The sequence below is a fragment of the Agrobacterium fabrum str. C58 genome (assembly GCF_000092025.1).
Taxonomy (GTDB): domain Bacteria; phylum Pseudomonadota; class Alphaproteobacteria; order Rhizobiales; family Rhizobiaceae; genus Agrobacterium; species Agrobacterium fabrum.
This window is the reverse complement of the sequence record NC_003062.2, coordinates 482,482-503,774: the sequence shown is the minus strand read 5'-3', so window position 1 is coordinate 503,774 and position 21,293 is coordinate 482,482. Positions and strand designations below refer to the sequence as shown.

The 21,293-nt window shown below is 61.1% G+C and carries 17 protein-coding genes and 1 tRNA gene; 11 read left to right on the top strand and 7 right to left on the bottom strand.

The genetic code is table 11. The features are described from left to right. Positions 1–149: 149 nt before the first annotated feature. The 7 genes from ATU_RS02525 (at position 150) to mnhG (ending at position 6,633) form a co-directional block, all read left to right on the top strand. A complete protein-coding gene (locus ATU_RS02525; protein ID WP_010970948.1) occupies positions 150–527 on the top strand; it encodes a hypothetical protein in 378 nt (125 codons plus the stop codon). Positions 528–632: 105 nt separating this feature from the next. Further along, complete coding sequence (locus ATU_RS02520; protein WP_010972638.1) at positions 633–3,551, top strand: monovalent cation/H+ antiporter subunit A; 2,919 nt, start codon at positions 633–635, stop codon at positions 3,549–3,551. Continuing rightward, the gene (locus ATU_RS02515; RefSeq protein WP_003493763.1) at positions 3,551–3,886 is read left to right on the top strand and encodes a Na+/H+ antiporter subunit C; all 336 of its coding nucleotides are present in this window, start codon (positions 3,551–3,553) and stop codon (positions 3,884–3,886) included. The genes ATU_RS02520 and ATU_RS02515 overlap by 1 nt, the downstream gene beginning before the upstream one ends. Beyond that, positions 3,883–5,529 carry a monovalent cation/H+ antiporter subunit D gene (locus ATU_RS02510; protein ID WP_046033482.1) on the top strand — a complete coding sequence of 549 codons (1,647 nt, stop codon included), beginning with the start codon at positions 3,883–3,885 and terminating at the stop codon, positions 5,527–5,529. Before ATU_RS02515 ends, ATU_RS02510 begins: the two co-directional genes overlap by 4 nt. Then, positions 5,526–6,014, top strand: a complete 489-nt coding sequence (locus ATU_RS02505; RefSeq protein ID WP_006313273.1) for a Na+/H+ antiporter subunit E — start codon at positions 5,526–5,528, stop codon at positions 6,012–6,014. Before ATU_RS02510 ends, ATU_RS02505 begins: the two co-directional genes overlap by 4 nt. Next, positions 6,011–6,292 carry a K+/H+ antiporter subunit F gene (locus ATU_RS02500; protein WP_006313274.1) on the top strand — a complete coding sequence of 94 codons (282 nt, stop codon included), beginning with the start codon at positions 6,011–6,013 and terminating at the stop codon, positions 6,290–6,292. The genes ATU_RS02505 and ATU_RS02500 overlap by 4 nt, the downstream gene beginning before the upstream one ends. Further along, positions 6,289–6,633 (top strand): monovalent cation/H(+) antiporter subunit G, encoded by a 345-nt coding sequence (gene mnhG / locus ATU_RS02495; protein ID WP_010970945.1) that lies wholly within the window; start codon positions 6,289–6,291, stop codon positions 6,631–6,633. Before ATU_RS02500 ends, mnhG begins: the two co-directional genes overlap by 4 nt. A 9-nt stretch (positions 6,634–6,642) precedes the next feature. On the opposite strand, the gene ATU_RS02490 is transcribed toward mnhG, so the two are convergent. The 6 genes from ATU_RS02490 to ATU_RS02465 form a co-directional block, all read right to left on the bottom strand. Next, on the bottom strand, positions 6,643–7,272 hold the full coding sequence (locus ATU_RS02490) for an alpha-ketoglutarate-dependent dioxygenase AlkB (RefSeq protein ID WP_162180293.1): 630 nt from the start codon (positions 7,270–7,272) through the stop codon (positions 6,643–6,645). A 114-nt stretch (positions 7,273–7,386) separates the two neighbouring features. Next, positions 7,387–7,462: transfer RNA gene (locus tag ATU_RS02485), tRNA-Phe, on the bottom strand. A 283-nt stretch (positions 7,463–7,745) separates the two neighbouring features. After that, the gene (locus ATU_RS02480; protein WP_010970943.1) at positions 7,746–8,177 is read right to left on the bottom strand and encodes a BAR domain-containing protein; all 432 of its coding nucleotides are present in this window, start codon (positions 8,175–8,177) and stop codon (positions 7,746–7,748) included. A 156-nt stretch (positions 8,178–8,333) separates the two neighbouring features. Next, a complete protein-coding gene (locus tag ATU_RS02475) occupies positions 8,334–10,550 on the bottom strand; it encodes a 3-hydroxyacyl-CoA dehydrogenase NAD-binding domain-containing protein (protein ID WP_010970942.1) in 2,217 nt (738 codons plus the stop codon). A 184-nt stretch (positions 10,551–10,734) separates the two neighbouring features. Next, entirely contained in the window at positions 10,735–11,943 is a 1,209-nt protein-coding gene (locus tag ATU_RS02470; protein WP_010970941.1) for an acetyl-CoA C-acetyltransferase, read from the bottom strand. Between the two features lie 38 nt (positions 11,944–11,981). Further along, positions 11,982–13,778 (bottom strand): acyl-CoA dehydrogenase C-terminal domain-containing protein, encoded by a 1,797-nt coding sequence (locus tag ATU_RS02465; protein WP_010970940.1) that lies wholly within the window; start codon positions 13,776–13,778, stop codon positions 11,982–11,984. A gap of 376 nt (positions 13,779–14,154) precedes the next feature. Between ATU_RS02465 and podJ the strand changes: the two genes are divergently transcribed. From podJ to ATU_RS02445, 4 genes are all read left to right on the top strand, one after another. After that, the gene (podJ, locus tag ATU_RS02460) at positions 14,155–17,901 is read left to right on the top strand and encodes a cell division protein PodJ (RefSeq protein ID WP_010970938.1); all 3,747 of its coding nucleotides are present in this window, start codon (positions 14,155–14,157) and stop codon (positions 17,899–17,901) included. A 264-nt stretch (positions 17,902–18,165) separates the two neighbouring features. Beyond that, a complete protein-coding gene (locus ATU_RS02455) occupies positions 18,166–19,092 on the top strand; it encodes a sulfite exporter TauE/SafE family protein (RefSeq protein ID WP_006313297.1) in 927 nt (308 codons plus the stop codon). Then, a complete protein-coding gene (locus tag ATU_RS02450; RefSeq protein WP_035256216.1) occupies positions 19,089–19,916 on the top strand; it encodes a TIGR02186 family protein in 828 nt (275 codons plus the stop codon). Before ATU_RS02455 ends, ATU_RS02450 begins: the two co-directional genes overlap by 4 nt. A gap of 157 nt (positions 19,917–20,073) precedes the next feature. Further along, positions 20,074–20,511 carry a universal stress protein gene (locus ATU_RS02445; protein WP_006313302.1) on the top strand — a complete coding sequence of 146 codons (438 nt, stop codon included), beginning with the start codon at positions 20,074–20,076 and terminating at the stop codon, positions 20,509–20,511. Between the two features lie 22 nt (positions 20,512–20,533). Here ATU_RS02445 and pdeM read toward each other — a convergent pair whose 3' ends face one another. Beyond that, positions 20,534–21,262, bottom strand: coding sequence for a ligase-associated DNA damage response endonuclease PdeM (gene pdeM / locus ATU_RS02440; RefSeq protein ID WP_010970937.1), 729 nt, complete (start codon positions 21,260–21,262; stop codon positions 20,534–20,536). Between the last annotated feature and the right edge of the window lie 31 nt (positions 21,263–21,293).

Below are 21,293 nucleotides of genomic sequence, written 5' to 3'. Positions count from 1 at the left end.
AAAAGGAATCGGACGCTCCGGCCGGTTTTTCCGGCCTGCGCGCTGGACAAGCGCGTGCGGGTTCCCCTAAAACAAATCAACGGGATATTCGCTCAGCGGTGATGCTTTAGAGAGACCTTTTCGACCAAGGAGATGCCAACTTGCCACGGATGGAGAAAGGCCGCAGTTCAAGGCGCCATCCGCAAGTGCTCATCGGTCTCGTGGTCGCGAGTCTGCTTGTCATGATCGGCTTTCAGGTACCCTCGGGCGTCAAGGCACTCTCCAAGGCTAGCCGCCTCGAGCGGTTACAGACCGTCGATCTCAGCCGTTCGCTTTCCCTTCGCGATAAGGATTGCGATAGCGGCAACGATTACACCTGCCGGAGCAGCGATACCGGCCGAGGGTTCCAGCACGGGGAGTTCCCCTCACCCGCGCTCAGCATTACCGAAAATACCAAGGCCTCCCTTGTTGCTGTTGCCATCGTGCCACAAGCTTTCCGAGACTTTGCCAGCGTGGTTCCCCGCGCGCCTCCGCATATTATGTATTAGTCATCCGGCGGTCATCATCATTGGGTTCATTGTGAACCTTGAGGGATCGGAGTCGTCGGAAACCCGCCGTAGGCTCCCATTCCAGAAAGAAAACCGCCGCCGCATATGACACTTGCAACCCTTCTCCCATTTATTGTCGCATTGCCGTTTGTCGGCGCTTTCCTCACGGCCTTCATGCCGCGCGATGGTGCGGCCGCCGGTCCGGCCTCCGTCGCGGGCGGCGTCGCCCTCTTCGGCCTCGTCAGCAGCATGTTTTTATATTCCACCATCAGCGGCGGCGGCGTGCTGAAATATGATGTGGAATGGCTTCCGCAGCTCGGCCTCAATTTTACCCTGCGGCTGGACGGTTTTGCCTGGATTTTCGCGATCCTCATTACCGGCATAGGCCTGCTCGTCGTGCTTTATGCCCGCTATTACATGTCCTCCAAGGATCCGATCCCGCGGTTTTTTGCCTTCTTTCTCGCCTTCATGGGCTCGATGCTCGGCGTTGTCCTGTCCGGCAACGTCATCCTGCTGTCGATCTTCTGGGAGATGACCAGCATCTTCTCCTTCCTGTTGATCGGCTACTGGCACCAGAATGCCGGCGCGCGTGATGGCGCCCGCATGGCGCTGACCGTGACCGGCATCGGCGGTTTCAGCCTTTTGGCCGGACTTCTCATCCTCGGCCACATGGCGGGAAGCTACGATCTCGACAAGATCATCGAGGCTGGTGCTGCCATCCGTGCCCATTCCCTCTATCTGCCCGCGCTTATCCTCATTCTCGGCGGCGCGCTGACGAAGAGCGCGCAGTTCCCGTTCCATTTCTGGCTGCCCAATGCCATGGCGGCACCGACCCCCGTATCCGCCTATCTGCATTCCGCAACCATGGTGAAAGCCGGAGTTTTCCTGCTCGCACGGTTCTGGCCGGTGCTCGCAGGTACACCGGAATGGTTCTGGCTGGTGGGCGTGGCAGGTGTCATCACCCTGCTGCTCGGCGCCTATTTCGCCATGTTCCAGCAGGATCTGAAGGGGCTTCTGGCCTATTCGACGATCAGCCATCTCGGCCTCATCACCACGCTGCTCAGCCTCGGCAGCCCGCTGGCGGCGGTCGCGGCCATATTCCACATGGTCAACCACGCCACCTTCAAGGCTTCGCTTTTCATGGCAGCGGGCATCATCGACCATGAAACCGGCACCCGCGACATGCGGCGATTAAGCGGGCTTTATACCTATATGCCCGCGACCGCGACGCTTGCCATGGCGGCGAGTGCAGCAATGGCCGGCGTGCCGCTGTTCAACGGCTTCCTGTCCAAGGAAATGTTCTTTGCCGAAGCGGTCGAGACCCACGCGGATTCGCTCCTGGACCGGGCTTTGCCCTATGTCGCAACGCTGTCGGGCGCCTTTGCCGTCGCCTATTCGCTGCGCTTCATCCACACGGTGTTCTTCGGGCCCAAGCCCGTCGATCTGCCGAACCCAAATCCGCACGAGCCGCCGCGGTGGATGCGCTTCCCGATCGAGTTTCTGGTTTTCGCCTGCCTGATCGTCGGCATCGTTCCGAGCCTGTCGATCGGCCCGTTCCTGCATTCCGCCGTACTGTCCGTTCTCGGTGCGCAGACACCCGTCTACAGCCTGTCGATCTGGCACGGTTTCAACCTGCCGCTGATCATGAGTATCGCGGCGCTGATCGGCGGTGTGACAATCTATGCCCTGCTTGGCGGCTATTTCTCGCGCTGCGACGACGGCCCGCCGATCTTCCGGCATTTGCGGGGCCAGCGCATCTTCGAGCGCATTCTCGTAACCGTGTCCTGGAAATGGGCGCGGTGGCTGGAAAGCACGCTCGGCACGCGACGTCTGCAGCCGCAGCTGAGGCTTCTCATTCTCGTGGCGCTTCTCGCCGGTTTCTCGCCTCTGTTCCTTTCGGAATTTTCCCTGTCGCTGCCGCGCGTGACGACCTTCGATCCGATCTTCGCCATCCTGTGGCTGATCGGCATGATCGCGGCCATGGGCGCCGCCTGGCAGGCGAAATATCATCGCCTCGCCGCCCTCATCATGCTCGGCGTGTCCGGGCTTGTCACTTGCCTCACCTTCGTCTGGCTGTCCGCGCCGGATCTCGCCATCACCCAGCTTCTGGTGGAAATCGTCACCACGGTTCTCATCCTGCTCGGCCTCAGATGGCTGCCGAAACGCTTCGAAAAGGTCGATAGCAGCGACGAGCTGCCGGCGCAGCTTCGCCGCGCCCGGGACTTCCTGCTGGCCGCCGCCAGCGGTATCGGCATGTCCGTCATCGCCTATGCCGTGATGACGCTGCCGGTGCCGAATGCGATTGCCACCTATTTCCTGGAACGCGCCTATACGGAAGGCGGCGGCACCAATGTCGTCAACGTCATCCTGGTCGATTTCCGCGGCTTCGACACATTCGGTGAAATCGCGGTGCTGGCCATCGTCGCGCTCACCGTCTTCGCTCTTCTCCGCCGTTTCCGCCCAGCCCATGAAAGCATCGGGGTGCCGGAACAGCAGCAGATGCAGAACGCCTTCGATGCAGAACGGCCCGACCGCAGCAAGGGCGATACGGTGCGCGACTATCTCTACGTGCCATCCATCGTGATGCAGTGGATGTTCCCGGTCATCGTCACCTTCTCGATCTTCCTGTTCATACGCGGCCACGACATGCCCGGCGGCGGCTTTGCGGCCGGCATCACCATGGCGATTGCCTTCCTGCTGCAATATCTCGCCGGCGGCGCGCGCTGGGCAGAAGATCGTATCCGTATCCTGCCGCTGCGCTGGATGGGCTTCGGCCTGCTGATGGCGGCGGCGACGGGTATCGGTTCCTGGTACTTCGGCTATCCGTTCCTGACCACCTATTTCCAGTATACCGACATACCCTATATCGGCAAAATGCCGACGGCATCCGCCCTGCTGTTCGACCTCGGCGTCTTCGCGACGGTCGTTGGCTCCACCGTTCTTATCCTGATAGCACTGGCACACCAATCGTTGCGTAACTACCGCGTTCGCACGCCTGAAGCCGCAAAAGCGGAGGACGTGTAATGGAACTCATTCTTGCCATCGGCATCGGCATCATGACGGGCTCCGGCGTCTGGCTCATCCTGCGCCCGCGCACCTATCAGGTCATTGTCGGGCTCTCTTTGCTGTCCTATGCCGTCAATCTCTTCATCTTCGGCGTCGGCGGCATCAAGACCAATGCGCCGCCGGTGCTGGTGAACGGCGTGGATAGCTCAACGCTGGCCGACCCTGTGCCGCAGGCGCTCGTGCTGACCGCGATCGTCATCGGCTTTGCGACGACGGCGCTGTTCCTCGTTGTGCTGCTTGCTGCCCGCGGGCTCACCGGTACTGACCATGTGGACGGGAGGGAATCGAAATGATGTCATTCCCCTTCCACATCGTTGTCGCCCCGATTCTGCTGCCGCTGATCACCGCCGCCCTGCTGCTGTTCTTCGATGAGCGCCAGCGCGTCGCAAAGGCCGCCATCAGCTTCACCTCCACCGTGCTGTTGCTGATCGTCGCGATCCTGCTGTTCCGCGAGGTGAATTCGACAGTTAATACCGAGATCGCGGCAGTTGTCTCGAGCGGCGTCTACCTGCTCGGCAACTGGCCGGCTCCTTTCGGCATCGTGCTCGTAGCAGACCGCCTGTCCGGCCTGATGGTGCTTCTGACCGCGCTGCTCGCCATTCCCTCGCTGATCTATTCAATGGCGAAATGGCACAAGTCCGGCGCGCATTTCCATTCGCTGTTCCAGATGATGCTGATGGGCGTCAATGGCGCCTTCCTGACCGGCGACCTCTTCAATCTCTTCGTTTTCTTCGAAGTGATGCTGGCCGCCTCCTATGGCCTGCTGCTGCATGGCTCCGGCCAGCAGCGCGTGAAAGCGGGACTGCATTACATCGCGATCAATCTGGTCGCCGCGCTGTTCTTCCTGATCGGCGTCAGCCTCATCTATGGCGTGACAGGCACGCTGAACATGGGCGATCTTGCCCACCGCATCGAGGGCCTCAACCCCGACCAGCGCATGCTGCTGGAAACCGGTGCGGCCATCCTCGGCATCGCATTTCTGGTGAAGGCGGGCATGTGGCCGCTGAATTTCTGGCTGCCTTCGGCCTATGGCGCGGCTTCGGCCCCGGTGGGCGGTCTGTTCGCGATCATGAGCAAGGTCGGCATCTATGTCATTGCCCGCCTGTCATTCCTGCTCTTCGGGCAGACGGCCGGTGAATCCGCGGGCTTCGGCCATGATGCCCTGCTGGTCGGTGGCATCGCCACCATCATCTTCGGCGCCATCGGGGTTCTGGCGTCGCAGGCGCTCGGGCGGCTGGCCGGTTTTTCGGTTCTGGTGTCATCGGGAACGCTTCTCGCCGCCATGGGCACCGGCAATCCGACGGTCGCGGCCGGTGCGCTCTATTACATGGTCAGCTCCACCCTCACCATCAGCGCCTTCTTCATGCTGATCGAGCTCGTCGAGCGCGGACAGGATGCGGGCGCAAACGTTCTGGCCGTCACCATGGAGGCCTATGGCGAGGGCGAGGAAGAAGACGAGGAAGAAGAAGTGGGGGTGACCATGCCCGCCACCATTGCGGTGCTCGGCGCCTGTTTTGCCGCCTGCGGCATTCTTCTGGCCGGTCTGCCGCCGCTTTCCGGCTTCATTGCCAAATTCTCGATGCTGACCGCCATTCTCAACCCTTCCGGGCTTGGCGCCAATGACAGCGTTTCTACGCTTTCCTGGTGGCTGGTTTTCCTGATCGTGTTCGCCGGCTTCGCCTCGCTGGTCTCGATGACCCGCGCCGGCATCCGCACCTTCTGGGCCTCGATCGAAGGAACGGTGCCACGCGTTCTCGTTATCGAAATCGCGCCCATCATGCTGTTGCTCGGACTGACGCTCGCCATGACCATACAAGCGGGACCGGTGATGCGATACATGCAGGAGACGGCGCGTATTCTCGACCTGCCGGCGAGCTATATTCAGGGCGTCATTTCCGCGCCGCGAGCGGGCAGCAATCCGGAGGCAGAGCCATGATGAGCCGTCTCCTCCCCTACCCGCTCCTGACGGTTTCGTTGATCTTCTTTTGGCTGACGATTAACAGCTTTTCGGCGGGGCACCTGCTGCTCGGCACCGGCGTCGCCCTCATTGCGTCCTGGGCGATGGCGTCGCTGAGGCCCGCCAAGCCGCGCATCCGCAACTGGCACAGGCTCGTGCAGCTGATCCTGATCGTGCTTTACGATATCGTCAGATCCAATCTCTCGGTCGCGAAGATCATCCTGTTTCAGCGCGAAAGGGACCGCAAATCCGGCTTTCTAGCGGTGCCGCTCGAGATTCGCGACCCGATGGCGCTCGCCGTTCTGGCAACGATTCTCACCTCGACACCGGGCAGCGCCTGGCTCGAATATAATTCCAGCCAGGGCACGCTTCTCCTCCATGTCCTAGATGATGTGGATGAGGCGGCGTGGATAAGCCTCATCAAGAACCGTTATGAAAAACTACTGATGGAGATATTCGAATGAGTTCGATTATCCTTTTCTGGTCCTTTTCGCTGGCGCAGCTGATGCTCGCCATTGCAATGACAATATCAGTCTATCGCATCGCCATCGGCCCGCGCGCCCAGGACCGCGTGCTTGGTATGGACACGCTTTATGTCAACGCCATGCTGCTTTTGCTGACCTTTGGCCTGCGTACCGGCAACGACATCTATTTCGAGGCATCGCTGCTGATCGCCATCCTCGGCTTCGTCTCCACCGTTGCCCTTTCCAAATTCATGATGCGCGGCGAGGTGATCGAATGAACAATGCTGCAGAATTTCCGCTCTGGGCCGCCATTCTCGTGGCCTTCTTTGTGCTGCTCGGCGCTTCGCTGACGCTGACCGGCACCATCGGCTTTGCCAAGCTCAACAGCTTCTATGAGCGCCTGCATGCGCCCACACTCGGCACTAGCTGGGGCACCGGCGGCATTGTCATGGCCTCGATCATCTATTTCTCCGTTTCCGGCGACCGCTTCGCCTTCCACGAAATCTTCATCGGCATCTTCATGACGGTGACAACGCCGGTCTCCCTGATGCTGCTGGGACGGGCAGCACTCTATCGGGACCGGGCGGAGCAGAATTCGGATAATCGGGAGCATTTATGATTGCCCTGATCAGGGCCGTTTCAAACCCAGGACCTTGCGGAACGTGAGGGAAATCCTTCTGCTTCGGGCGGTCTTTACCCCGTTAACAATATCTGATTTGCGAGCCGGGATTTCATGAGTCCAATCGTAGCGGCTGGAGCCCCTGAGCAGTACGCCTGAACGAGGATGCAGAACGCTGCGTATGCCCGGTCCGCGCAAATCGCGGAAAACCATCTCGCATGCGGATAAAAGGCTTATCGATACGATCGTATCGTCAAAACAGGGGACACAATCGACATGCGCGCTGATCCCCTGCCCCAGAAGATACTCGTTCGCAATAACTTGATCCGGCACTGTCCGGCAGTAGCCATCCGCCACTAATCGTTCGGCGAACAAGCCCAGCCAGGGCGGCAAAGGCCCGAGATAGGCATCTGGCGTAACAGCGCGCACTTTATAGTCATAACGATAACCGAAATGCTGCACACGACGCTTCAGCTCCGTGCTCCACTCGCCAGCATCCAATCTGTCCGCAACGAAGGCCTCGTCCTCTGAAGAGAGAAAGCCATCAAAATACATGATGTCGTGCGGTAGAAGAGTTGGATTAGCGACGCAATCCAATTCCGGCTTGTTCTCCTCAGATAAGGCAAACAGGCTTAGCATATCGTCACCGTCAAAAGCATATGGAAGAGACGACGGCTGATCAGAATTTGCGCACCGCTAATAGCGGCACAGAAACCAAGCGACGAATTCATCAAGAAGGTAACTTGAAAGAAATGGTGCCCGGAGGCGGATTTGAACCACCGACACGCGGATTTTCAATCCGCTGCTCTACCAACTGAGCTATCCGGGCACTTCAGGTCCTTGAAGAACCTCCGCTTTTGGCGGTCAGGGCTGTTTTGGTGCCCCGAAAGTGAGCGGGGTTATAACATCTTGTTCGGACATGGCAAGCGCCATCGCGAAGTTTTTTGACAGTTTTTTCACGGCGCCTGTGGATGGCTGAAATGCGCGCCCGGCGAAAGCCGGATTGCAAGGGACTCCACCCTCGGGCATCAGCCGGAGCTGACACATCCGGTCGCCGCAGGGATCCCGCAAGGCTGCTCCGATTGAACGGAGGCTGCCGTCGCCGGCGGCGGCTATGACCCTTCGCTGCGCCGGGCGGCAAGGCCAAGCGCGAACGGCACCACGGCCACCAGCGCCGCCATGACGGGCGAAGACGCAAAGATGCGGCTGGCGAGCGAGGTGACGGCGACGGAGCGCACCACCGTCATCAGGCGGGAATTCTCGCGGTCACGCTCATGGTGCAGCTGTGCGGGCCTGTGGCGGGGATACTGCGCGGCCTCCAGCCGTTTGACGTCGCGGCGGATCTTGTCGAGCTGTTTGCGAAGCTCCTCCAGTTCGGCGCGCAGCGACGGATCGATGGCATGGGAAGCACGCGTCCTCTTGACCGCGGTTTTTTCCGTCTTTGCTTCCGCAGCTATCGCCTCAGCCTCTTCGTCCAGTTCGGCCAGATGGTCATCGAGGTCCGAGGGCTTGTCGAAACCGTGGGATCGCAGTGGTGCTTTCATCGCTGTCTCCTGAGGCGTACTGATTGTGTGGCAGCGGGCGTTTTGCCCGGTCACGCTTTTCAACGCCTCAGCCCGGCAAAGGATGCACGAAAAGCGATGGCATCCACATAATAAAACAGGCCCCGAAGGGCCTGTTCGATGATCTGGCTTGGTGCCTTATGCCGCCTTCGCGGCGCTGGCATAGGGGTCGAAGCGACCGTAGAAGGTCTCGCCCTTGGCCGCCATGTCCTTCAGGAGCGGCGTCGGCTGGAAGCGCGGGCCATAGGCTTCGCTGAGCTTCTCGGCCAGAGCGACGAAATTCTTCACGCCCATGCCGTCGATGTAGGACAGCGCACCGCCGGTATAGGGCGCGAAGCCGAAACCGAGGATGGAGCCGACATCCGCCTCACGCGGATCGGTGACGATGCCTTCTTCCACCGTGCGGGCGGCTTCGAGCGCCACGGTGACGAGGAAGCGCTGTTTCAGCACATCCATATCCACGTCTTCAGGCTTCTGCTGCGGATAGAGGTCCTTCAGGCCGGGCCAGAGGGATTTCTTGGCGGGCTTTGGCGGGTAGTCGTAAAAGCCCTTGGCGTTCTTGCGGCCAAAGCGGCCGTCGCCTTCCACCAGCTTCTTCACCAGTTCCATATGACGCGGATCGACGGCCTTTTCGCCGAGATCGGCGACAGTGGCTTTCAGGATCTTGTAGGAAAGATCGATCGCCACCTCGTCATTCAGCGCCAGTGGACCGACCGGCATGCCGGCAAATTTCGCGGCATTTTCGATCATGGCGGCGGGCACGCCTTCGATCAGCATGTCGTAGCTTTCCGCCATATAGCGCAGCACGCAGCGATTGACGAAGAAACCGCGCGTATCGTTGACCACGATCGGCGTTTTCCTGATCTTCGCCACGTAATCCAGCGCGACGGCCAGCGCCTTGTCACCGGTTTCCTTGCCGAGGATCACTTCCGTCAGCATCATCTTCTCGACCGGCGAGAAGAAATGGATGCCGATGAAATCCGCCGGGCGCTTCGAGTTCTTCGCGAGGCCCGTGATTGGCAAAGTGGAGGTGTTGGAGGCAAAGATCGCACCTTCGGGCAACACGGCTTCCACGGCCTCGATGACGGCCTTCTTCACGTCACGATCCTCGAAGACGGCTTCGATGACGAGATCGGCATCGGCGAGTGTGGCGTAATCGGATGTCGGGGTAACGAGGTCGAGCAGGGCCTTACCCTCTTCCTGCGTCAGCCTGCCCTTGCCGATGGCGGCCTTCACACTCTCCTCGCAATGGCCCTTGCCCTTGTCGGCCGCGTCCTGGTCACGATCCACCAGCGTCACGGGAATGCCGGCTGCGGCGGTGACGTAAGCCACGGCAGCGCCCATGAAGCCCGCGCCGACGACGCCGACCTTCTTGAACTCCGTCTTCGGCTGGCCTGCCGGGCGGCGCGCACCCTTGTTCAGTTCCTGCATGGAAATGAACAGCGAGCGGATCATGCCGAAGGCTTCCTTCGAGCGAAGGATTTCGGTGAAATAACGCTGCTCCACCTTCAACGCCGTGTCGAAGGGCAATTGCAGGCCTTCATAAACACATTTCAGGATGGCAAGTGCAGCCGGGTAGTTGCCGGCGCTTTCGCGGCGCAGGATGGCGGGAGCGGCAGGCCAGAGCTGGGCTGCGGCCGGCGTCCAGATGCCGCCGCCGGGGGCCTTGAAGCCCTTCTCATCCCAGGGTGCCACCGGCTTCAGGCCGTCCTTGATCATCTGCTTTGCGGTTGCGACCAGTTGATCCGGCTCGACCACCTGGTGCACCAGCCCCATGGCCTTGGCGCGCGCGCCGGTCAGGGATTGCCCTGTCGTCATCATCTGCAACGCCGATTGCGCGTCGGTCAGGCGCGATACGCGTTGGGTACCGCCGGCACCGGGGAAGATGCCGACCTTGACTTCCGGCAGTGCGATCTTGAGGCTCTTGGCACTGGAGGCCACGCGGCCATGGCAGGCAAGCGAAAGCTCAAATGCGCCACCCATGCAGGTGCCGTTGATGGCCGAGACCCACGGCTTGCCATTGGTCTCGATCTTGCGGAACAGGCCCGTCATGCGACCGACGAGTTCGAACAGCTTCGCCGCGGCAGCGTCGGGGCTTTTCGCCTTTTCGTCATTATAAAGGGCGAACATGGACTTCAGCATCGACAGATCGGCACCGCCGGAAAAGCTGCTTTTGCCCGAAGTGAAGACGACACCCTTAACCGCGCCATCGGCAACGGTGGCATCGACAATGGCGTTCAGTTCCTCAAGAACCTCTGCCGTGAAGACGTTCATGGATTTTTCCGGCATGTCCCAGGTGACGAGGGCAATGCCGTCTGCGTCCGTCTCGATGGTGAAATTGGTATAAGTGCTCATTTGGGATTCCTCTTCCCTGAATTTCGTTTCGTCGGGCTTCCCGATCCCTCATTCCTGTGCTCGTCACAGGAATCCAGTCAGCCCAAGTCTTTGGGCTAGAAGACTCTTTCGCGCCGCAGACGCGACGCTGCTGGATCCCTGTGACAAGCACAGGGATGAGGAGGTTGGGTTGCCCTCCGCAAATTCAAACGCGCTCGATAACCGTCGCCGTGCCCATGCCCGCGCCGATGCAGAGCGTGACGAGCGCGGTGTTCAGATCGCGCCGCTCCAGCTCATCCAGTACCGTGCCGAGGATCATCGCCCCGGTGGCACCCAGCGGATGGCCCATGGCGATGGCGCCGCCATTGACGTTCATCCGGTCGTGGCTGATGTCGAAAGCCTGCATGTAACGCAGGACCACGGCGGCGAAGGCTTCGTTGAGTTCGAAAAGATCGATATCGGCAATCGACATGCCGGTCTTTTTCAGAAGCTTCTCGGTCACATCCACCGGGCCGGTCAGCATCAGCGCCGGGTCGGAGCCGATATTGGCGAAAGCCTTGATGCGGGCACGCGGTTTCACGCCCATCGCCTCGCCGCCCGCCTTGGAGCCGACCAGCACGGCGGCAGCGCCATCGACGATGCCGGACGAGTTGCCCGCATGGTGCACGTAGTTGATACGCTCCACTTCCGGATGCGCCATGATGCCAACGGCTTCGAAACCGCCCATTTCGCCCGGCATCTGGAAGGAAGGGTTGAGCGAAGCCAACGCCTGCATGTCCGTGCCGGGGCGCATATGCTCGTCGCGGTCGAGGATCGTCAGCCCGTTCTGGTCCTTCACCGGAATCACGGACTTGTTGAAATAGCCGTTTTCCCAGGCATGCGCCGCACGCTTCTGGCTTTCGACAGCATAGGCGTCGACGTCGTCACGCGAGAAACCATATTTGGTGGCGATGAGATCAGCCGAAACGCCCTGCGGCATGAAGAAGGCGGGGAAGTTCACCGAGGGATCCATGTACCAAGCGCCGCCCGACATGCCCATGCCGACGCGCGACATGCTTTCCACGCCACCGGCAATGACGATATCGTCCGAGCCCGCCTTGACCTTGCCGGCCGCGAAATTGATGGCGTCGAGACCCGAGGCGCAGAAGCGCGAGATCTGCATGCCCGGGGCCCTGTTGGAGTAACCGGCCTCGAAGGCGGCAGCCTTCGGGATCACCGCACCGGCATCCATGACGGGATCGACGCAGCCCATGATGATGTCATCGACAGCAGAGGTGTCGAGCCCGTTACGATCGCGGATGGCTTCCAGCGTTTTGGCGGCCAGGCGAACGGAAGGCACCTCATGCAGGCTGCCATCCTTCTTGCCGCGTCCGCGCGGAGTGCGGACATGGTCGTAAATGTAAACGTCGGTCATAAACTCTCTCCCTGTGGCGCTCGTAAGCGCCAGATGTCTCAGAACGCTTCCGCAGCCAGTTCCATCATGGTGTCCGCGCCGGTTTCGATGCGGGCCTTGCGCAGCGCCGTTTCCGGCATGATGCGCTCCATGTAAAACTTCGCCGTGACAAGCTTGGTCTTGAGGAAATCCTCATCCGAAGTGCTGCCTGCCGCAAGGGCTTCGCTCGCAGCTTTCGCCATGAGCGCCTGCATGTAACCCAGCACCACGATGCCGAAGAGATGCATGTAGTCGGTCGAACCGGCACCGGCATTGTCGGGCTTGGCCATGGCATTCTGCATGAACCACATGGTTGCGGCCTGCAGGTCGTTCAAGCCCTTCTTCAGGCCCTTTGTGTAAAGGCTGAGCTTTTCATCAGCGCGGTTTTCCTCGCAGAAATCGCCGATTTCCTTGAACAGCGCCATGACAGCGCGGCCGCCATTCATGCCGAGCTTGCGGCCGACGAGATCGAGCGCCTGAATGCCGTTCGCGCCTTCATAGATCATGGTGATACGCGCATCGCGGACATATTGGCTCATACCGTGTTCTTCGATGTAGCCATGGCCGCCGAAGACCTGCTGCGCCATCACGGCGTGGTCGAAGCCCTTGTCGGTCAACACGCCTTTCAGGATCGGCGTGACGAGGCCGAGCAGATCATCCGCCGCCTGGCGCTGTTTCTCGTCAGCCGCGCGGTGGGCGATATCGGATTGCAGAGCGGTCCACAGCAGGAAGGCGCGGCCAGCCTCGTTATAGGCCTTGATGGTCATCAGCGTGCGGCGGATGTCGGGGTGCACGATAATCGGATCGGCCTTCTTGTCGGGGAATTTGGCACCGGACAGCGAGCGGCCCTGAATACGATCGCGCGCATATTCGACGGCGTTCTGATAGGCGATCTCGCCGACCGAAAGACCTTGCAGGCCAACGCCGAGGCGGGCCTCGTTCATCATCACGAACATGGCCGAAAGGCCCTTGTTCTCCGCGCCCAGGAGATAACCCGTCGCATCGTCATAGTTCATAACGCAGGTGGCGTTGCCGTGAATGCCCATCTTGTGCTCAATCGCGCCACAGGTAACACCGTTGCGCTCACCAAGCGTACCGTCTTCCTTCACCAGGAACTTCGGCACGATGAACAGCGAAATGCCCTTGGTGCCTTCAGGCGCGCCTTCGATGCGGGCAATCACCAGATGGACGATATTATCAGTCATGGAATGTTCGCCGGCAGAGATGAAGATCTTTTGGCCGGATATTTTATAGCTGCCGTCGCCCTGCGGCACAGCCTTGGTGCGCAGCAGGCCGAGATCGGTGCCGCAATGGGGTTCGGTGAGGTTCATGGTGCCGGACCATGTGCCTTCCACCATCTTCGGCAGATAGGTTTCCTTCTGTTCCTGTGTGCCATGCACGAGAACGGCAGCAATCGCGCCCTGCGTCAGGCCGGGATACATCATCAGCGACAGGTTGGCGGACGACATATATTCGCCGATCGCCGCATGCAACGTATAGGGAAGCCCCTGCCCGCCAAATTCGGAAGGCACGGCAAGGCCGATCCAGCCGCCTTCGCAATAGGCGTCATAGGCAGCCTTGAAACCGTCAGGCACGGAAACCGAACCATCATCGGCGCGCTTGCAGCCCTGCTGGTCACCGGAAAGGTTGAGCGGGAAAAGCCGTTCCTCTGCAAGCTTTGCGGCTTCGCCGGTGATCGCTTCGATCATGTCGGGGGTTGCATCCTCGAAGCCGGGCAGGTTGTTGTACCGCTCGAGGCCAAGAACGTCGTTCAGGATAAAAAGCGTGTCTTTGACTGGGGCCTTGTAAACAGGCATTACCGATGTTCCTCCGCATCGTGGGCGCCGGAGCCAATCCGGCTGATTGGCATGACAATATTTGACGTGCGCGTAAACGTCAAACAAATTTCCGCTGAATATCGCCCTCCCTTTTGGCCCCCACTGACACCTTGCCCGACGTAAGCGCGCCCTCAGCCGTAAAAGTTAAAAAATTCCAACCATAGTTAACCACTTCTTTACCACGTTTCGTGAATTCTCCGACAAGAGGTAACTGCTTCGTTCAGCGGCGCATTTTCCTCCAAGGGGGCAAATACCGGCTCTGGAATTGCGACATGTTGCGGCGACAGCCTGTCGAGACAGGCAACGTCGCGACAGAAAACCGGGCACGGCGGGCGGAAGCGAAGCGAGCGAAAAGATGAACGGATTGCGATCGAAAACCCAACAGCCAAGCGACAGATCGTCTCTTGATGCGCTCAATCGCACCATTGAAGGCCTTGAAGCCCGTATTGAAGGGCTGATGAGCCAGAAGTTTCCGCGTGAGCCGCGCGCTGCGAGCTCTCAGCCGGAACCGAAAAACGAGGCCTATGCTGCGCCGCGCGAGCCCCGCGCCGCCGTCACACCGCCGCAGCTCGATCCCGTCAACGAAATCCGGCAGCGCCAGCGTCTTCTCGAAGCGAGCTTCCAGCGTCCGCAGGAACCCGTTGCCCGCCCGGAACGGACGATTACCCGGCCGCTCGCACCGGAATATGGTTCAAGGGACACGCAGCAAACGGCCGCTCCCGCGCCGCGTGCCCGCGCCATTCCGCCCTATCAGGAACAGCAGCGCAATGATGCAGCCCTGCAGGAGATCGCGCAGGCGCTGGTCAACCTTCGCCATGAGCTGAAACACGATATTGCCGAGGGCGTTGCCCGCGAAGCGCAGGGGCTGCGTGCCGAAATCCGCAATATTCGCGCGGTGGCGGAAGACCAGCAATTCATCGGCGATCTGCGCGACGACATCGCACGTCTTGCCGGCAGCATCGACCAGCTCGGCAATCTGGCATCTCCTGACGCCTACGGGTTGCGTAACGAATTCGAAGACCTGCGCCTGACGATCGACCAGCTTGCGCGCGAAGACAGCGTGCACCGGATCGAAAGCCGCTGGAACAATGTGGAGGACACGCTGCGCGGTTTCGATGCGGCCTCGCTGCAGGATGAGATCGTTTCACTCGCCTATCGTCTCGATGACATCAAGACGCAACTTGGCGGTATGAGCAACAATCCCGCCGTGCGCGTGCTTGAGGAAAAGCTCATCACCATTGCCAGCGCCGTGGAGCAGCTTGGCAAGCACATGCAGCCCAACGAGGCCGCCTTTACCGAACAGTTTTCCGGTCTCGACCAGCGGCTGGACGAAATTAGCCGCGCCATTGCCGCAACCGGCACCCGCGCCAACGCTCAGGCCACGGACAACGCGCTGGCGCAGCGGCTGGAAACCCGGCTGAACGGCCTTGCCGAACAGCTCGGCGACATCAACCGCCTCGCCGCCATCAAGCCGGAACCGGCGCCCGACCTTACCGCCCGCCTCGAAGCGCTCTCCGGCAAGATCGATGAGCTGAGCACCGCGCGCGACGCCGCGCAACTGCATGACCGGCTGGACCAGCTTTCCTTGCTGCTGGAACGGTCGCAGCGCCCCACGCAGCAGGCGGAACTGACATCTTTCCTCAGCGATATCTCCCGCAAGATCGATGCGCTGGATCACGGCGCTATCAATGACGGCCTCGCCGAACGGCTCGACCTGCTCTCCCGGCGGATAGAAGATCTCGATTATCGCTACAGCCAGCCGCAACCGGCTTCGGGTCTCAGCGACAGCGCTTTTTCCCGTCTGGAAGAACGGCTCGGCACGATCGCCGCCCGCCTGGACGAGACCGCCCATGCCGCTCCTGCCGATAGCCGCGCTCTGGCAAGCCTCGAAAACCAGATCGCCCATCTGTCGACGCTGATCAGCCAGCCGGTGCAGGTGCAGGCGGCCGGCATATCTCCGGAACTCGACGTCCGCATGGCGGCGATCGAAGACTACATGGCGTCGAACGACGAATATATCATCGAAGCGGCGCGGCAGGCAGCCGAGGCCGTTCTCGACGCCTATACCCGCAACAATCTCTCGGCCGGCGCAAACCTCGCCGACATGACGATGCTGACCGATCTCGCCACCGATCTGCGCAGTCTCGAAGCCTTGAGCCGCAACACCGAAGAGCGCACGCACCGCACCTTCGAGGCGCTGCACGAGACGCTGGTGCAGATTGCCGGCCGTCTGGACAATCTCGACAGCGCGCCCGCCTATCGCCAAGACGCTCCCCGTAACGTCGCGCAGCACATGGTTGCCGCCAGCCGCGAAGACGCGGCCATGCCGGCCGCCGTTTTCCCGGCAGACGGCTATATCGCCGAAGAGCAGGCCATTCTCGATGATGTCAGCGAAAACGATGCGACCGCGATCGTACCGCCGGCTGCCGCCAAGCCCGCAAAAGCGGAACGGAAGAGCCTGCTCGCCGGCCTGACGAAGCGTTTCAAGACAAGCACGGCGAAGCCCGCAAAGGCCAAGGAAGAACCCGTATCGGCCTCCTCCGCCCGCACGCAGGTTGAGCCCGCCCCGTCGCTCGATCCGATCGACGTTCTGCCTGCTGGCCAGGAGAATGAACTTCTGGAACCGGGCTCGGGTGCGCCCGATATCAAGAAAATCCTCGAACGTGTGCGTGCCAGCCAGGTCGCAGGCGCCGGCAAGGCCGCGGATGCGGAAGGACGGACGGATTTCATCGCCGCCGCCCGCCGCGCCGCCCAGGCCGCCGCCATGGAGACATCGCCGGAGAAGCTGGATACCGGCAAGAAGAGCCGCAAGGCCGACACGTCGGCACTTTCGCGTTATCGTCGGCCGCTGCTGCTCGGCATCGGCGCCATTCTTCTGGCGATGATGGCCATGCCGCTCGTCAAGACGCTGATCGGCGGCGCTGAAGCGCCGGCACCGGTCATAGAGCAGAAGACGGACCAGGGCCCGGTCTCCGCGCTTCCCGAAACCGACGATAAGGCCGTGACCATTCCCTCCGGTCTTGCCATCGATCCGGAACAGGCTGCCTCGGCAGACAGCATCGAAAACGCCGCACCGGCGCAGAACATCATTGACAATCGCACCATCGGCGGCGCGCCGTTGCCGGACGAGCCGCCGGTTGCCGATGTTCCCGCCGTGGACCCCGCAAAGTCCGACACCGTCGCGCAGAACGAAGGACCGAAACCGACTGAGGTCGCCACCACGACTATTCCTGCGCAGGACACCATTGTGGTTCCGGCCGGCATCGAGCCCGCATCGCTTGCCGAAGCGGCCGCCAAGGGCGACACGCAGGCGCTGTTCGAGATTGCGGCACGCTACACCGACGGCCGCGGCGTAACCGCCGACCGTGCGGAAGCAGCAAAGTGGTACAAGATGGCGGCCGATCGTGGCCTTGCCCCCGCGCAATATCGTCTCGCCAATCTTTACGAGAAGGCGAATGGCGTCGAGCGCAATCTTGTCGAAGCGAAGCGCTATTACACGCTGGCTGCCGAACAGGGTAATGCCGGCGCCATGCACAATCTCGCAGTCCTGCTCGCCTCAGACGCGGCCGGCCAGCCGGATTTCGCCACCTCTGCACAATGGTTCATCAAGGCGTCCGAACTCGGCGTTCGTGACAGCCAGTTCAACCTCGCCATTCTCTACGCCCGTGGCAGCGGCGTGAAGCAGGATATCGAGGAATCCTACAAGTGGTTCGCCATTGCCGCCAAGGATGGCGATGCTGATGCCGCCCAGAAGCGCGACGAGGTTGCAGGCGCGATGAGCCCGCAGCAGCTGCAGAGCGCCAAGGCCAAGGTCGATGCTTGGAAGGTGAAGCCGCTCTCGGACGACGCCAACAGCGTCAACCCGCCTGAGGAATGGGCCGGCAAAGAGGGCGTGAAGACCGCCTCCGTGGACATGGAAAAGGCGATCCGCAACATTCAGGCGATCCTGAACAAGAACGGTTTCGATGCCGGCCAGCCGGATGGCAAGCTTGGCAAGAACACGGTGACGGCCATCAGGGACTTCCAGAAATCCGTGGGCCAGACGCCGGACGGGCGTATCACCAACGACTTGGTGACCGCGCTGCTCGCCCGCAACAAATAAGCCTTGAAGAACCGCTGAAGCGGCCGCCTTGGCCGCTTTCGCCGCACCCGGCGCGGTAATGTGGCCCCTTGCCGACACACAGCCGCTATCTTTCCTAATTATCAACGTATTTACCGTTGAATGTTGACAGGTCAGGCCCTCGCGGGCATGACGGATGAAGGCCGGGCATGCCCGGTCTTTTCAGACAGAAAGTGTAAATCGCGGCGCGGCCCCCTCACCCGGACAGGCCCTGTCGCCCGGAACCATTTGCCCGAGGTCCGAGCCGTGACTGTCTATCTGCCGATCGCAGAACTGTCGGTGAATATTTTCATCATTCTCGGCATGGGCGCGGCCGTCGGTTTTCTGTCCGGCATGTTCGGCGTGGGCGGCGGCTTTCTGATCACCCCGCTGCTGATCTTCTACAATATTCCGCCCGTGGTCGCCGTCGCGACCGGCGCAAACCAGGTGGTTGCCTCCTCCGTTTCAGGCTCGATCACGCATTTCCGGCGTGGAACGCTTGATATAAAGCTCGGCACCGTGCTGCTCGTGGGCGGTCTCGTGGGCGCCACGGTCGGCGTGTGGATATTCTCCTTCCTACGCAGCATCGGCCAGCTCGATCTCATCGTTTCGCTGCTTTACGTCATCCTGCTCGGCACCGTCGGCACGCTGATGCTGAAGGAAAGCATTTCGGCGCTTCGCCGCGCCGCTCGCAATGAAACCGTGACGCTGCGTCGGCCGGGCCATCACAACTGGGTTCATCGCCTGCCGCTGAAAATGCGGTTCAAGAAATCGAAAATCTATCTCAGCATCATTCCCATCGTTGCGCTTGGCTTCGGCATCGGCATCCTTACCTCGATCATGGGTGTGGGCGGCGGCTTCATCATGGTGCCGGCGATGATCTATCTGCTGCGCATCCCCACCAGCGTGGTTGTCGGCACCTCGCTGTTCCAGATCATCTTCGTGACCGCCTATACGACCGTCGTTCAGGCCGCGACCAACTATTCCGTCGATGTGGTGCTTGCCTTCATCCTGATGGTGGCTGGCGTCATCGGCGCGCAATATGGCGTGCGCGTGGGCCAGAAACTGCGCGGTGAACAGCTGCGCGCGCTGCTTGCCCTTCTCGTCCTTGCCGTCGCGCTTCGCCTTGCCGTCTCGCTGGTGGTGCGGCCGGAAGACCTGTTTTCGGTGGCCGTGGGGGGGCTCGGCTATTGACCTTCCGCCCGCTGCTCGCCGCTATTCTTCTGTTGCCCTTCCTTGCCTTTGGCGAAACGGCCTCGGCGCAGACGCCGCCGCTTGCCCTGCCGCCCGGGCCGCAACAGCGGCCGCTGCAGGAAAATATCGAAATCGGTGCATCGACGACCGAAATACCCATCGCATCCGATTTTCGCGGTGCGGACTTCACCCTCTTCGGCGCGCTCAACAATACCGACCAGCTGCTGCTGGCCATCGGGCAGTATGATATCGTCGTGACGCTGGAAGGGCCGAGCGACTATATGACCGTGCGCAAGAAGCAGCGTGTGGCAGGCATCTGGATCAATACCAGTGCCATTACCTTCACGCCGCTGCCGGAATCCTACTCCATGGCCAGCACGCGCAATATCAACGACGTCGCCTCGCCCGGAACGTTGCGCGCCATGGGGCTCGGCGTCGACCATCTGTCGCTCAAAAGTGCCGTTTTCTCCGGCGTGCCCGACAATGTCTTCGATTTCCAGGAGGCCTATCGTCGGCTCAAGCTTTCGAGCGGGATCTATCGCAACGACACGACCGGGGTGCGGCTGGAACGTACCGGCCTGTTCTGGGCGACGCTGCGCCTGCCTGCCAACGTGCCGAACGGGGTGCACACCGCCCGCGCCTATCTCTTCAAGAGCGGCAAATTCATCGCCCAGCGCGAATTGAAGCTGCGTGTCGTCAAGACCGGCATGGAACAGGCGATCACCGATGCGGCGCATCAGACGCCGCTTGCCTATGGCGCACTCTGCGTTCTCCTGGCGGTCGTGACGGGCTGGGGCGCCAGCATCATCTTCCGCAAGGACTGATCGGTTCCTCTCGCAAAATCGGGCGCACGCTGCCCTTTCCGCCAAAGATAGCATTCGCTTCCGCCATCGGTTTGCGGTAAAATTCAAGGCGTTACAACCGCGCGCGCCGATCATGGCAATGAGCGCGGTTGTGACCGGGATGAAAAGGAGAAATGTCATGTTCAAGCACATTCTCATTCCCACCGATGGCTCGCCGCTGGCGCAGATCGCAATCGACCAAGGGTTCGCTCTCGCCAGAGAGGCAGGCGCAAAGGTGACCGTCGTGACGGTATCGGAACCCTTTCATGTAATTGCGAGCGACGTCGAAGACATTGCCGCCATTGCCGAAGAAGAATTCCACCGCTGCGAAGAGGCGGAGCATCTGCTGCGCGATACGCAGGCGCATGCCGCCGCCATGGGGCTGGATTGCGAGGCCCTGCTGGCAAGGGCGGGACGGCCGGATGAGGCGATCATCGAAATCGCCGACAGGACCGGCTGCGACCTCATTGCCATGGCCTCGCATCGGCGCAGGAGCTTTATCGAGATGCTGCTCGGCAGCGTCACGGCAAAGGTGCTGAAGAACTCGAAGATACCGGTGCTGGTCTACCGCCAATAGGCGGCGGCTGGACGACATACGCTCAGCCGAGCAGATTTGAAAACCGCACCGAATAGATGCGATCCCTCCCCATCAGATGCGCAACGAGTGCCGTGTGATCGAAGAGACCACGCATGGCCTGGTGCCGCAGATCCAGCCCGCCGCTCATGACCCCGAAAGCGGGCATCAAAAGCCGTGAACCGTCGGTGGCGAAACAGGGCCGCCGCACCGTCTTCTCACGACGGCGAACCGTGGCGGACGGATGCAGGTGACCTGCAATTTCGCCGGCTGCCTCTCCCACTTTCGGCTCGTGGCGGAAGACGAGATTACCGTAAAACATCTCATCCACCGACGAGCCCGGCAAGTCGACCGTACCATCGGGATCGTGATTGCCGTTGATCCATATCCATTCGCGGCCGCGGGCCATTTCGCGGATGAGTTCACGCAGCGGCAGCGGCAGATGCTGCGAGCCGACGCGATCATGGAAATTGTCACCGAGGCTGACGACGATCTTCGGATCATAGCGGCTGACGAGCGAGGACAGGATTTTAAGCGTGGCAATGGTGTCGTAGGGCGGCAGCATGCGGCCGCGCCGGGCGAAAGCAGCCCCCTTCTCCAGATGCAGGTCGGAGACGACGAGCAGTGACAGGTCCGGCAGGTAGAGCCCGCCCAAAGGATCGCACCAGGCGGCGACACCATGGATGGCGGTTTCGCTGCCGAGGCATTCGAAGCCATTTGAAAACCTGTCGCTCAATGTCAGCCGGCTCAGCACTTGTGTGGTCGTTCCTTCATTCCAATTTCAT